Origin of the sequence: Vibrio sp. 1F169, from assembly GCF_041439605.1 — a bacterium.
Taxonomy (GTDB): Bacteria; Pseudomonadota; Gammaproteobacteria; order Enterobacterales; family Vibrionaceae; genus Vibrio; species Vibrio tasmaniensis_A.
The window spans coordinates 25,578-37,959 of sequence record NZ_JBGOOI010000045.1; the positions used below are offsets into that span (position 1 = coordinate 25,578).

Here is a 12,382-nt window from a genome sequence, read left to right on the forward strand (position 1 = left end):
GGAACCACAATGACCGCCACTCTGATTGCTGAGCAAACACCAACTCCCGCGAATGATGCGCAAGATATCTTACAAGATGTCTTTGGTTATCAGAGCTTTCGTGATGGTCAGCAAGAGGTCATAGACCTAGCCGTTGAAGGCAAAGACAGCTTGGTGATTATGCCAACCGGTGGTGGTAAGTCTCTGTGTTACCAGATCCCGGCTTTAGTGCGTGATGGGCTGACTTTGGTTATCTCACCGCTCATTTCATTGATGAAAGACCAAGTTGACCAGTTGAAAGCTAATGGTGTGGCGGCTGAGTGCATAAACTCATCGATGCCACGCGATCAACTGTTGAGCGTGTTCAACCGCATGAACTCAGGCCAATTGAAGATGGTTTATGCTTCGCCAGAGCGTGTGTTGATGCGTGACTTCATCGAGCGCTTACAAGACTTGCCGCTTTCGATGATTGCGGTCGATGAGGCGCACTGTATCTCTCAGTGGGGACACGATTTCCGTCCTGAATATGCTTTGCTAGGTCAGCTTAAACAGTATTTCCCGCATGTGCCTTATATGGCGCTGACGGCAACCGCTGACGATGCGACGCGCAAAGATATAATCTCGCGTTTGCAGCTGGTGGAGCCGCACACTTACTTAGGCAGCTTCGATCGCCCTAATATTCGCTACAACCTGGTTGAGAAGCACAAGCCCGTGTCTCAGGTGGTCCGCTACCTAGAAACACAGAAAGGCAATTGCGGCATCATCTATTGTGGTAGTCGTAAGAAAGTGGAAATGGTGACCGAGAAGCTGTGCAATAACGGTATTCGTGCTGCGGGTTATCATGCAGGCATGGACACCGATGAGCGTGCTTACGTTCAAGAGGCCTTCCAACGTGATGATATCCAGATCGTTGTTGCAACCGTGGCGTTTGGTATGGGTATCAACAAACCCAATGTTCGTTTTGTGGTGCACTTTGATATTCCACGCAACATCGAATCTTACTATCAAGAAACTGGCCGTGCTGGTCGTGATGGCTTGCCTGCTGAAGCGATGATGTTGTTTGACCCTGCTGATATGGGTTGGCTGCGTCGTATGCTGGATGAAAAAGAAGAAGGCCCGCAAAAACAAGTTGAGATGCACAAGCTGAACGCGATGAGTGCTTTTGCCGAAGCGCAAACCTGTCGTCGCCAGGTTCTGTTGAACTACTTTGGCGAATATCGCGAGAAGCAATGTGGTAACTGCGATATCTGCCTCGATCCACCTAAGCATTTTGATGCGACTAAAGAAGCGCAGAAGGCATTGTCTTGTGTGTACCGTGTCAATCAGTCGTTTGGTATGGGCTACGTGGTCGAAGTTATGCGTGGCATGCAGAACATCCGTGTCCGTGATAATGGCCACGATAAATTGTCTACTTACGGTATTGGCCGCGACCATAGTCATGATTACTGGATCAGTATCTTCCGTCAGTTGATTCACAAAGGCTTGCTGTTCCAGAACATTACTCGTAACTCGACATTACAGTTAACAGAAGAAGCCCGCCCGTTACTGCGTGGTGAGATGTCTTTGGAGTTGGCTGTTCCTCGTTTAGATACCGCGGTGCGCAATGCGAAGTCCGACAAGCTGAGCAGTAAGAACTACGATAAGAAGCTGTTTGCGAAACTGCGTAAGCTGCGTAAGTCGATTGCTGATGAAGATGGCTTACCACCTTATGTGGTATTCAGTGATGCGACGCTGATTGATATGGCTGAAATCCTACCCACATCTTATGGTGAGATGCTGGCAGTGAATGGTGTCGGTCAACGCAAACTCGATAAGTACGCTGATCCATTCTTGGATTTGATTCAAGAACACATCACTACACACGGCTAATTGCTAGTTTTCAGAAGTGTTTAGCTTATAAAAACCATTAGCTTATAGAAAAAGAATAAGGTTGATAGGGACATGACAACACCAACAGAATTTGGCTTAAGAGAGTATTTGGCTGAGGAAGGGCGTTTATTGATTACGTCTCCAAGTTTTGATTTTGATTCTTATGAAGTGCTAGGTGAAAAGCTGGTGGCATTGCTGTCAGCGTCTGTTGTTGAAAAGCAATGGGACGCCGATATGCACTCTTGGTTGATTGATTTTGAAGATTGTCGGATGTTTTTAAAGTCTGAACATTACAGTGAATCAATCTGGTTTGAGTCGTTAAACGCTGAAGAAAGCCGAGAAGAGTTCGATTATCTCGCGACGCTTTTCAAGCGCGGTTTCTAACTTTTTGCATGGCTTCTGAAACGTAGCTTCTAAACCTGGCTTTTAAAACTTGGCTTCTAACGCCATTCATCAATAAAAGTGAGGATAAACGTTTGCGTTTGTTCTCACCATTGCAGCCAATATTGATTAATGTATAATCGCCCGCCGCTCAATAGAGCAAATTATAGAAACATTTTTAATTCACATTATTGGTAAGAGCTTTCTTGGATTATTCGAAGAAATGACTCGATTTGGGTTCCCTCACCCCCAAACCAAACTAAAAAGGTACAGCATGAGTAACTTTACCCCTGCGCAACAGCGCAAAGCCCTAGCACTATTAGTTTTGTTCCATTTGATCATTATTGCATCAAGCAACTATTTGGTTCAGCTACCTTTTACCGTCTTCGGTATGCACACCACTTGGGGTGCTTTCACTTTCCCGTTTATCTTTCTAGCGACCGACCTGACCGTACGTATTTTTGGCGCGCAGCTTGCTCGTAAAATCATTTTCTTAGTGATGTTACCAGCGCTGGCCGTTTCTTATTTATTGTCTGTGGTGTTCTTTGAAGGTTCATTCCAAGGCTTTAGCCAACTAGGCGAGTTCAACTTGTTTGTTGCACGCATCGCAGCGGCAAGCTTCATGGCTTATCTGCTCGGTCAAATCTTGGATGTGCATGTGTTCAACCGCTTACGCCAAATGAAGCAATGGTGGGTTGCGCCAACGTGTTCAACGTTATTCGGTAATGCTATTGATACCATCGCTTTCTTTGCGATTGCTTTCTACCAAAGCCCAGATCCATTCATGGCAGAGCATTGGACTGAGATTGCCTTAGTCGATTACGGATTCAAACTTATCATCAGCTTAGGCTTGTTCGTGCCTATGTACGGTGTGCTTCTAAATTACGTAGTTAAGAAGCTAACCGCTGTGAACCCTGACTTTAAAGCGACAGGTGTTAACGCTTAAGTTTAGATTTGTAACGCAAAGCATTAATGCAGCGATAAGAAAAAGCCCAAGTTAGTAGACTAACTTGGGCTTTTTTAATTTCTAGCGTCAGATACTAATATCAGAGGCATTCAATATTCAATGGCCAGCCAATATCGGTTTGTCGATTGGATTCGATTTCTAGCTCTGCGGCTGTGAGAGGGTTGTCTTGCAGCCATTGTTTAGAAAGCGTCAAGGTCAGATTGTTGTCATCCGTCGTCAGCTTGAACTCAGGCTCTAGCGCTGGATTACGACGGTGAGTCAACAAAATAGCTAAACGCAGAATTCGTAAAATACGCTTGCTGCTGGTGCCTGAGATTGCATGTTGCTCTGGCAATGAAGTTAACTGTTCGCGGTAGCGGCGTGTTAACTCACCCAAGCAGTGCTTTTGCGCTCGAGTAAAGCCAGGTAGGTCTAAGTTCTGCAGTAGGTAAGCACTGTGCTCGCCTCCTTTTTTGAAATCGATGGTTAAACCAATCTCATGAAGCTTCGCCGCTGTTTGTAATAGCACACCTGCTTGAGGTTCCGAAACCCACGTTTCGGCGCCCGCTTGCTCTAATAGAGTCTGTGCGACTACAGCAACTTGTTCACTGTAGCTTACGTCCATTTGGTAGCGTGATTGCACGCTCTTAATGGTACGAGCGCGAATATCTTCTTGGCGAAACTCATCAACCATCTCGTAGGCGAGACCTTCACGGAGTGCGCCGCCAGCGAGTGTCATTGAATCAATTTCAAGCAGCTCAAAAATCGCGATAAGAATAGAAAGACCACTTGGGAACACTAGTGCGCGCTCAAGGGTTAAGCCTTCAATCTCAAGCTCTTCTAAGCGCTCTGTAATCATCGCTTGTTTCTGTAGACGCTTGAGTTTGGCATGAGTAATGACTTCATCCATGCCTTGCGCCAACATGATTTCTTGCAGTGCTTGAACGGTACCACTGGCACCAACACACACATCCCACCCGATATCAGTGTAGCTATCTAGGATAGGAGCCAACGTAGACTTGGCCGCTTCAATGGCATTGTTGAAGTTGGTTGCGGTTAATTGGCGATCTTTAAAGTGGCGTTCAAGCCAAGTAACACAACCCATCTTCAGGCTGGTTAAGGCTTTGGCTGAGAAACCTTCACCGATGATCATCTCGGTACTTGCACCACCAATATCAACCACTAGTCGGCGGCCGCTGCCACCAGAAGTGTGTGCTACGCCTTTATAGATAGTCGCAGCTTCTTCTTCACCAGAGATAACATTGATGTCGTAACCAAGGATCTGGTTCGCTTTCTCGAGAAATATATCCACATTGATAGCGGTACGTAGGGTCGCTGTACCGACAATGCGGATATTTTCTTTCGGAATATCTCGCAGTCGCTCTGCAAAGAGACTCAAACAGTCCCAACCGCGCTGCATGGCTTCAGTACTAAGCGCATTATTTTCATCTAAGCCTGCAGCTAAACGAACTTTGCGCTTAATTTTAGCCATGGTTTGTACGCTGCCATCGATATGACGCACAACGAGCATATGAAAACTGTTCGACCCGAGGTCGATTGCAGCATAAAGCGGTGGTGACACTGTTTGACTCATAAGCGACTAAGCTTCCTTGTTATGACGCGGTTGGCGTGGGCGACGGTTCTGGTTTGGTTTACGGTTACCGTTGCGTGGGCCATTGTTGTTTGAGCGACGTTGTTGCGGGTTACGTGTACGTAAGCGCATCGGTGCTGGCAGATCTTCCAGTAGTGCAGAAGCATCGTAGTCAGACATTGGGATAGCGTGCTCAATGTATTCTTCGATTGGTGGCAAGTTGATTGCGTAATCTTCACAAGCAAAGCTGATCGAGTGACCGCTTTCACCAGCACGACCTGTACGGCCGATACGGTGAACGTAATCTTCACAATCGTCAGGTAGGTCAAAGTTGAATACGTGTGTTACTTGAGGGATGTGTAGGCCACGTGCTGCAACATCCGTTGCGACAAGCAGGTCAACATCACCTTTAGTGAATTGCTCAAGAATCTTTTCACGTTTCTTCTGAGGAACATCGCCGGTTAGTAGGCCAACACGGTGACCATCGGCAGCCAAGTGGCCCCAAACTGATTCACACTTGTGCTTAGTGTTAGCGAAGATGATTGCGCGATCTGGCCACTCTTCTTCGATTAATGTTTGTAGAAGAGCCATCTTATGTTCGTTAGAAGGGTAGAACAGCTCTTCTTGAATACGGTGACCAGTCTTACGCTCAGGTTCAACAACGACATGCTCTGGGTTGTGCATGTGTTCGAATGCAAGTTCTTGTACGCGGTAAGACAGTGTCGCAGAGAACAGCATGTTCAGACGATCTTTTGGCTCAGGCATACGACGGAACAAGAAGCGGATGTCTTTGATGAAACCAAGATCGAACATGCGATCAGCTTCGTCAAGAACAACTGCTTGAATGTGGTTAAGGTTAAATACCTTTTGCTTGTAGAAATCGATGATGCGGCCAGTCGTACCAATTAAGATATCAGCGCCTTCTTCGATCTTACCTAGTTGCTTATCGTAGCTTTCGCCACCGTAAGCTAATGCTGCCTTGATACCTGTGCTTGCAACCAGAGAGTCAGCATCATTGTAGATCTGAATCGCGAGTTCACGCGTTGGTGCCATAATAATCGCACGTGGCTGGTTAGGCTTACGGCCTTCATGCTCAGGTGTTTTTAGCAGGTGATTAAAAGTAGCAGTAAGAAACGCAAGCGTTTTACCAGTACCCGTTTGGGCCTGGCCTGCAATGTCTTGGCCGGTGAGCAGTACCGGGAGCGCCAAGGCTTGGATAGGGGTACAATAGTCGAACCCTTTTTTCTCCAATCCTTCAATGACTTGCGGAAGTAAATCCAAGTCGGCGAACTTTTGCTCTGTGATATGCGTCTTTTTCATTGCTATAGAATATCAGCTTAAGCTTGCAATACGAAAGTAAATACATTCCAATAGGGCATCTATTTACTGGTTATCATCCAACCAGTTCTAAAAAATACATTGGAGTGGAAGATGAGTGATAAGATTTTGCAGCTAACTGATGACGGTTTTGATAACGATGTAATCAACGCTGCAGGCCCTGTTCTTGTTGATTTTTGGGCAGAATGGTGTGGTCCATGTAAAATGATTGCGCCGATTCTTGATGAAATCGCAAACGAGTACGAAGGTCAGCTCACAATCGGTAAATTAAATATCGACCAAAATGCTGGTACTCCACCAAAATTCGGTATTCGCGGTATTCCAACGCTACTTCTTTTCAAAGACGGTGGCGTAGCAGCAACTAAAGTTGGTGCATTGTCTAAAACTCAACTTAAAGAGTTCCTAGACGCTAACCTATAATCAGGTGAGTATTTGAAAAGAAACCGCGCAGTTAACAAATGCGCGGTTTTGTTTTTTCTAAGCTATGGACTAGTCTTAGTTTTAGTGCTAATTTATCGCACGTTAATTGAACAAATTCTCTTCTTGGTCGAGCCTGTGACCAAATCCTTCTTAACTTAAGAAAACAGACCCTATTTTGACTAAACAAACTTCCACCACTATGAATCTTACTGAACTGAAGAACAGACCTGTGTCTGAACTTGTTAAACTTAGCGAAAGCCTAGGTCTTGAAAATCAAGCTCGCTTAAGAAAACAAGACATTATCTTCTCCATCCTTAAAGCACACGCAAAAAGTGGTGAGGACATCTTTGGTGATGGTGTTCTAGAAATTCTTCAAGACGGTTTTGGCTTCCTACGTAGCGCAGACAGCTCATACCTTGCTGGTCCTGATGATATTTATGTATCACCGAGCCAGATTCGTCGTTTTAACCTTCGTACAGGTGACTCTATTGGCGGTAAAATCCGTCCACCTAAAGATGGCGAACGTTACTTTGCTCTGCTTAAAGTAAATACGGTTAACTACGATAAACCAGATAACGCTCGTAACAAGATTCTTTTCGAAAACCTTACTCCTCTTCACGCCAACGAACGTATGGTGATGGAAGCGGGTAATGGTGCAACTGAAGATATCACAGCTCGTATTCTTGACCTTGCTTCTCCAATCGGTAAAGGTCAGCGTGGTCTGATTGTTGCTCCGCCAAAAGCGGGTAAGACAATGCTTCTGCAAAATATTGCTCAAAGCATTGCTCGTAACCATCCTGAGTGTGAACTAATGGTTCTACTTATCGATGAGCGTCCAGAAGAAGTAACAGAAATGCAGCGCCTAGTTAAAGGCGAAGTAATCGCATCGACGTTTGATGAACCAGCATCTCGCCACGTACAAGTAGCAGAAATGGTAATCGAGAAGGCGAAGCGTCTTGTTGAACACAAGAAAGACGTGGTTATCCTACTGGATTCAATTACTCGTCTTGCTCGTGCTTACAACACTGTGATTCCTTCATCAGGTAAAGTTCTTACTGGTGGTGTTGATGCGAATGCTCTACATCGTCCAAAGCGTTTCTTCGGTGCGGCACGTAACGTAGAAGAAGGCGGTAGCTTAACTATCATCGCAACAGCACTGGTTGATACTGGTTCTAAGATGGATGAAGTTATCTACGAAGAATTCAAAGGTACAGGTAACATGGAACTGCACCTTAACCGTAAGATTGCTGAAAAACGCGTATTCCCAGCGATTGATTTCAACCGATCTGGTACTCGTCGTGAAGAGCTTCTTACCAAGAACGATGAACTACAGAAGATGTGGATTCTGCGTAAGATTGTTCACCCAATGGGCGAAATCGATGCGATGGAATTCCTTATCGACAAGCTAGCAATGACTAAAACGAACGATGAGTTCTTTGACGCAATGCGTCGTCAGTAGTATTGATTAGCTTATAGTTATTAAAAAGCGCTGCCTTCGGGTGGCGCTTTTTATTTGCATTTTGTAGCGACAGCTTGCAGAATGGGCAAAAGTGTTACGAGGAAGTTAAAATGCAACATGGACTGTTGTCATCATTACTCCTGTCTACTTCACTGTTACTTTCACCGGTTGGCATGAGTTATGCCACCGAGATGTCTCCACTTACAGTAGAGTCTTGGCTTGAGAATGATCAAGTAAAACTGAAAACTGCTGAATTACTCGAGCTTGTCGTGCGTGACGAAGTCAATTCGCTACGCTTTTCGCTTGAGCGTCTGACATTTCCCCAGCAAGAGGTGGCTCGTTACCGGCTCTTGAAGAAGATCGAACAGCAAGAGATCGTTCTCACCCCTAAGATGTCTATTTTCATAGAACAGCAACTCGCTATCACGCCGACCTACCAAGTATTAGAGCGTGGGGATGGCTACGAGTTTACCGTACCTGCTTTTAATTACCCTTCGATTGCTAATCGACTGATCAAGCAATGGCATCAAGACCAGAAGACACTGGTGTTTGTACTGGATGCAGAAAAGCGGAAACTTAACCTTAATGAGTGGTTGTCAGGGCCTGAGCATCAAGTTCAAACGCGAGAAGCACTATTAATTCGAGAGCTAGACAGTTTGTCTCCTGAAGCGGTTGACTATCTGACTAAGCAACTCACCGCATCTTCTATTGTTAGCTGGTTACCTTCTACCGAGGTGGTAGTTCGATTAGCGCAAGTGAGCGAAGACCCTGAGGTCTATAAGATTCTATGGCGAATGAAGGCCGATTATCATAGCCAAGCAGAGTTAGAGCGACTTGCTAAAACTAAACAAACGTTCGCGTTGGAACAGGTAATGGCAGCGACTAAGAATCCTCGTTTGAAAGATGAAGCGATTACTTTGCTTACCAAGGTGAACCCGCTATCAGAAGAGGTGAAGCAGTTCCTTGTCTCTAGGATGGCGATTGCCGATGAAGCGCCATTAGTCGCCCGTGAATTAGCCAAACAAGGTCACACGCGCTGGTTGCAAGATCTTGTGAATGATAACCCTCAGGTGAAGAGCTCTTTGATCGAGCAAGCATTACCGTAAAGTGGATTTTTCCTCTCAATAACCACACTAAAAAGGGGGATCTCAGCGTCACCCTTTTTGATATACTGAGCGCAGAATAATCAGCATGTAGAAGCCCTATGAGTTTTAAAGATTTACGTGATTTTGTCGACCATCTTGAAAGCATTGGTCAGTTGAAACGCATTTCTCACCCTGTCGACCCAGACTATGAAATGACCGAGATTAGCGACCGTACTCTACGTGCTGGTGGCCCGGCTCTTTTATTTGAAAACCCCGTAGGCTATGACATGCCTGTTTTGACCAATCTATTCGGTACACCTGATCGGGTAGCCATTGGTATGGGGCGTCAAGAGGTCAAAGAGTTACGCGAAGTAGGTAAGTTGCTTGCTTACTTAAAAGAACCTGAGCCACCAAAAGGCTTTAAAGACGCTATCGATAAGCTGCCTGTGTTTAAGCAGGTCTTAAATATGCCAGCTAAACGTCTTCGTAAAGCGGCATGCCAACAAGTGATATGGCAGGGTGATGACGTCGACCTAGATAAAATCCCCGTGATGAGCTGTTGGGCCGACGATGTCGCGCCATTGCTAACATGGGGATTAACGGTTACTCGCGGTCCTAATAAGAAACGCCAAAACTTAGGCATCTATCGCCAGCAAAAAATCGGCAAGAATAAAGTCATTATGCGTTGGTTAGCCCACCGTGGCGGAGCGCTTGATCTGCGTGATTGGATGGAAACTAACCCAGGTAAACCATTCCCAGTTTCTGTAGCGTTTGGAGCAGACCCTGCCACCATTCTTGGTGCGGTTACGCCAGTTCCTGATACCTTATCGGAATACGCGTTTGCCGGCTTGTTGCGTGGCAGTAAAACTGAGGTTGTTAAATCAATCAGTAACGACCTAGAAGTGCCTGCGAGTGCTGAAATCGTAATGGAAGGTTACATCGACCCGAATGAGTTCGCAGACGAAGGGCCATACGGAGACCATACTGGTTACTATAACGAGAAAGAAAAGCACCATGTGTTTACTATTACTCATGTAACCATGCGCGAGAATCCGATCTATCACAGTACCTATACTGGCCGTCCACCAGATGAACCCGCAGTGTTAGGTGTTGCGTTAAATGAAGTGTTTGTTCCTATTCTTCAAAAGCAATTCCCAGAGATAGAAGACTTCTACTTGCCACCTGAAGGTTGTTCATACCGAATGGCGGTAGTGGCCATGAAGAAGCAATACCCAGGTCACGCTAAGCGCGTGATGATGGGTGTATGGTCTTTCCTACGCCAATTCATGTACACAAAATTTGTCTTGGTATGCGATGAGGATGTTAACGCGCGTGATTGGTCTCAAGTGACCGCTGCTATGTGCGAACATATGGATCCGTCTCGTGATAGCTTGATGATAGAGAACACGCCTATCGATTCTCTAGACTTCGCATCGCCAGTGGTAGGTTTAGGCTCAAAAATGGGTTTAGACATTACTAAGAAGTGGGATGCGGAGCTGGCACTATCACCTAATGCTAAACCTTTACCTATAGATAGTCAGCATATTAAAGGTTGCCTAACTGAGCTAACCGAAACCTTCCCTGAAATTATTGATATTCACTTACAGAATGACAATGCGTGCATGGTCGTTGTGTCTATTGATAAGCAAGCTGCAGGTAACGGTAAGAAAATCATTGAAGCGGTTTGGTCTCAGTTCGATGAGAACAAGTTTGTCATCGTATGTGATAGTGACGTTAACGTCAGTGACTGGAATGACATTATCTGGGCGGTGACTACAAGAATGGATCCGGCAAGAGATACGTTCTTCCTGAAAAACCAAACTGGACACTCAAAAATGGGTCTAGATGCGACGAACAAGTTTGAAGGTGAATGCCTACGTGAGTGGGGTGTTCCAATCACCAAGGATCCAGATGTCGTTAAAAAGATTGATAGCATTTGGGAACAACTAGGAATCTCATGAGCTTCCAAGTAATCTTATACCCAGAAAATATCAGTTTTACCGTAGAAAAAGGGCAAACGGTTTTGGATGCTGCGCTCAACAGCAATATCAATTTTCCAAACCGTTGCCAAGTTGGTGCATGCGCTATGTGCATGTGCAAAAAATTAGAAGGCCAAGTGAGTTACCACCTTGAACCCATGCTCACAGAGAAAGAGCAGCTACAAGGTTGGATTTTTGCTTGCCAAGCATTTGCAGAAAGTAATTTAGTTCTAACCTTTGCCGATTAAGGGTTAGTGAGAGGAAGAACATGACTATTAAATGTAAAGTGAAATCAATCGAGCCTTTGGCTTGTAACACTTACCAAATCCTACTTCACCCAGAAACACCGGTCGCTTTTAAAGCGGGCCAATACTTAATGGTTGAAATGGGTGAAAAAGACAAGCGTCCATTTTCGATTGCAAGCAGCCCTTGTCGTCATGAAGGCGAACTTGAGTTACACATTGGTGCAGCTGAGCACAATGCTTACGCTTCAGAAGTTGTTGAGGCAATGAAGAAAGCGCAAGCTGAAGATGGCGACATAGCTATTGATGCCCCGCATGGTGATGCGTGGGTTAAAGAAGAAAGCGATCGCCCTCTGTTACTGATTGCTGGTGGTACTGGCTTTAGCTACGTGCGCTCTATTCTCGATCACTGCATCGCGCAGAACAGTAAAAAAGAGATTCATCTATACTGGGGCGCAAAAGATGAGTGCCAGCTGTATGCGAAAGAAGAGCTTGTCGACATTGCAGCAAAACACAGCAATGTGCATTTTGTACCAGTAGTAGAAGAAGCGCCTGAAGTTTGGCACGGTCAAACGGGTAATGTACTTGAAGCAATCACGCAAAGTTTCGAATCATTAGCTGGTTTCGATATCTACATTGCGGGTCGTTTCGAAATGGCAGGTGCTGCAAGAGACTTGTTTACTCAGAATAAAGAAGCAAAGCGTGACCATATGTACGCAGATGCTTACGCATTTATCTAAGAATACTTTTAGATTTAGAGTAAAAAGAGAGCAGAAATGCTCTCTTTTTTCCGTTTAGGTGAACTATTAGGCACTTAAGCTCTATTTATTCATTTTTCATGAAAAAGTAGTTGCTAAGCTGAGAGGGTTCCCTATAATGCGACACCACTGAGACGGCAGACGCCACAAGGCTTCAGCAAGAATCAGTCAGACGGAAAGCGACAAAAATTAATTTTCAAAAAGTGTTTGACACTGAATGTTAATTCGCTAGAATGACCGTCCACTTCGAGAAGCTCCTTACTTAAAAGGAACGCTCAATAAGTGAAGCTCTTTAACAATTTAAACCTATCAATCTGTGTGGGCACTCGTTGATG

The 12,382-nt window shown here is 45.2% G+C and carries 11 protein-coding genes; 9 read left to right on the forward strand and 2 right to left on the reverse strand.

Annotation, left to right across the window (positions count from 1 at the left end):
* Positions 1-9 precede the first annotated feature (9 nt).
* From recQ to ACED53_RS16025, 3 genes are all read left to right on the forward strand, one after another.
* Entirely contained in the window at positions 10-1,848 is a 1,839-nt protein-coding gene (gene recQ, locus ACED53_RS16015; protein WP_017098558.1) for an ATP-dependent DNA helicase RecQ, read from the forward strand.
* Positions 1,849-1,920: 72 nt separating this feature from the next.
* Positions 1,921-2,232, forward strand: a complete 312-nt coding sequence (locus ACED53_RS16020; protein WP_009848192.1) for a DUF3630 family protein — start codon at positions 1,921-1,923, stop codon at positions 2,230-2,232.
* 271 nt (positions 2,233-2,503) lie between these two features.
* Positions 2,504-3,175 (forward strand): 7-cyano-7-deazaguanine/7-aminomethyl-7-deazaguanine transporter, encoded by a 672-nt coding sequence (locus tag ACED53_RS16025; protein ID WP_009848193.1) that lies wholly within the window; start codon positions 2,504-2,506, stop codon positions 3,173-3,175.
* Between the two features lie 100 nt (positions 3,176-3,275).
* Here ACED53_RS16025 and gppA read toward each other — a convergent pair whose 3' ends face one another.
* Positions 3,276-4,769, reverse strand: a complete 1,494-nt coding sequence (gene gppA, locus ACED53_RS16030; RefSeq protein WP_017101250.1) for a guanosine-5'-triphosphate,3'-diphosphate diphosphatase — start codon at positions 4,767-4,769, stop codon at positions 3,276-3,278.
* A gap of 6 nt (positions 4,770-4,775) precedes the next feature.
* A complete protein-coding gene (gene rhlB / locus ACED53_RS16035) occupies positions 4,776-6,086 on the reverse strand; it encodes an ATP-dependent RNA helicase RhlB (RefSeq protein WP_009848195.1) in 1,311 nt (436 codons plus the stop codon).
* A 111-nt stretch (positions 6,087-6,197) separates the two neighbouring features.
* Between rhlB and trxA the strand changes: the two genes are divergently transcribed.
* From trxA to fre, 6 genes are all read left to right on the forward strand, one after another.
* Positions 6,198-6,524, forward strand: a complete 327-nt coding sequence (gene trxA, locus ACED53_RS16040) for a thioredoxin TrxA (protein ID WP_009848196.1) — start codon at positions 6,198-6,200, stop codon at positions 6,522-6,524.
* 199 nt (positions 6,525-6,723) lie between these two features.
* A complete protein-coding gene (rho, locus tag ACED53_RS16045) occupies positions 6,724-7,983 on the forward strand; it encodes a transcription termination factor Rho (RefSeq protein ID WP_009848197.1) in 1,260 nt (419 codons plus the stop codon).
* Positions 7,984-8,093: 110 nt separating this feature from the next.
* Positions 8,094-9,089 carry a hypothetical protein gene (locus ACED53_RS16050; protein ID WP_029225521.1) on the forward strand — a complete coding sequence of 332 codons (996 nt, stop codon included), beginning with the start codon at positions 8,094-8,096 and terminating at the stop codon, positions 9,087-9,089.
* Between the two features lie 98 nt (positions 9,090-9,187).
* Positions 9,188-11,029: a 4-hydroxy-3-polyprenylbenzoate decarboxylase gene (gene ubiD, locus ACED53_RS16055; protein WP_017101251.1), complete on the forward strand. Its 1,842-nt coding sequence runs from the start codon at positions 9,188-9,190 to the stop codon at positions 11,027-11,029.
* The gene (locus ACED53_RS16060) at positions 11,026-11,295 is read left to right on the forward strand and encodes a 2Fe-2S iron-sulfur cluster-binding protein (protein WP_009848200.1); all 270 of its coding nucleotides are present in this window, start codon (positions 11,026-11,028) and stop codon (positions 11,293-11,295) included. Before ubiD ends, ACED53_RS16060 begins: the two co-directional genes overlap by 4 nt.
* A 20-nt stretch (positions 11,296-11,315) precedes the next feature.
* Complete coding sequence (fre, locus tag ACED53_RS16065) at positions 11,316-12,029, forward strand: NAD(P)H-flavin reductase (RefSeq protein WP_017101252.1); 714 nt, start codon at positions 11,316-11,318, stop codon at positions 12,027-12,029.
* Positions 12,030-12,382: the final 353 nt, after the last annotated feature.

Bases quoted from the DNA above. Each gene is read 5' to 3' on its own strand.
- gppA (WP_017101250.1), bottom strand. From the start codon at position 4,769: ATGAGTCAAACAGTGTCACCACCGCTTTATGCTGCAATCGACCTCGGG.
- fre (WP_017101252.1), top strand. From the start codon at position 11,316: ATGACTATTAAATGTAAAGTGAAATCAATCGAGCCTTTGGCTTGTAAC.
- recQ (WP_017098558.1), top strand. From the start codon at position 10: ATGACCGCCACTCTGATTGCTGAGCAAACACCAACTCCCGCGAATGAT.
- ACED53_RS16060 (WP_009848200.1), top strand. From the start codon at position 11,026: ATGAGCTTCCAAGTAATCTTATACCCAGAAAATATCAGTTTTACCGTA.
- trxA (WP_009848196.1), top strand. From the start codon at position 6,198: ATGAGTGATAAGATTTTGCAGCTAACTGATGACGGTTTTGATAACGAT.
- rho (WP_009848197.1), top strand. From the start codon at position 6,724: ATGAATCTTACTGAACTGAAGAACAGACCTGTGTCTGAACTTGTTAAA.
- ubiD (WP_017101251.1), top strand. From the start codon at position 9,188: ATGAGTTTTAAAGATTTACGTGATTTTGTCGACCATCTTGAAAGCATT.
- rhlB (WP_009848195.1), bottom strand. From the start codon at position 6,086: ATGAAAAAGACGCATATCACAGAGCAAAAGTTCGCCGACTTGGATTTA.
- ACED53_RS16025 (WP_009848193.1), top strand. From the start codon at position 2,504: ATGAGTAACTTTACCCCTGCGCAACAGCGCAAAGCCCTAGCACTATTA.
- ACED53_RS16050 (WP_029225521.1), top strand. From the start codon at position 8,094: ATGCAACATGGACTGTTGTCATCATTACTCCTGTCTACTTCACTGTTA.
- ACED53_RS16020 (WP_009848192.1), top strand. From the start codon at position 1,921: ATGACAACACCAACAGAATTTGGCTTAAGAGAGTATTTGGCTGAGGAA.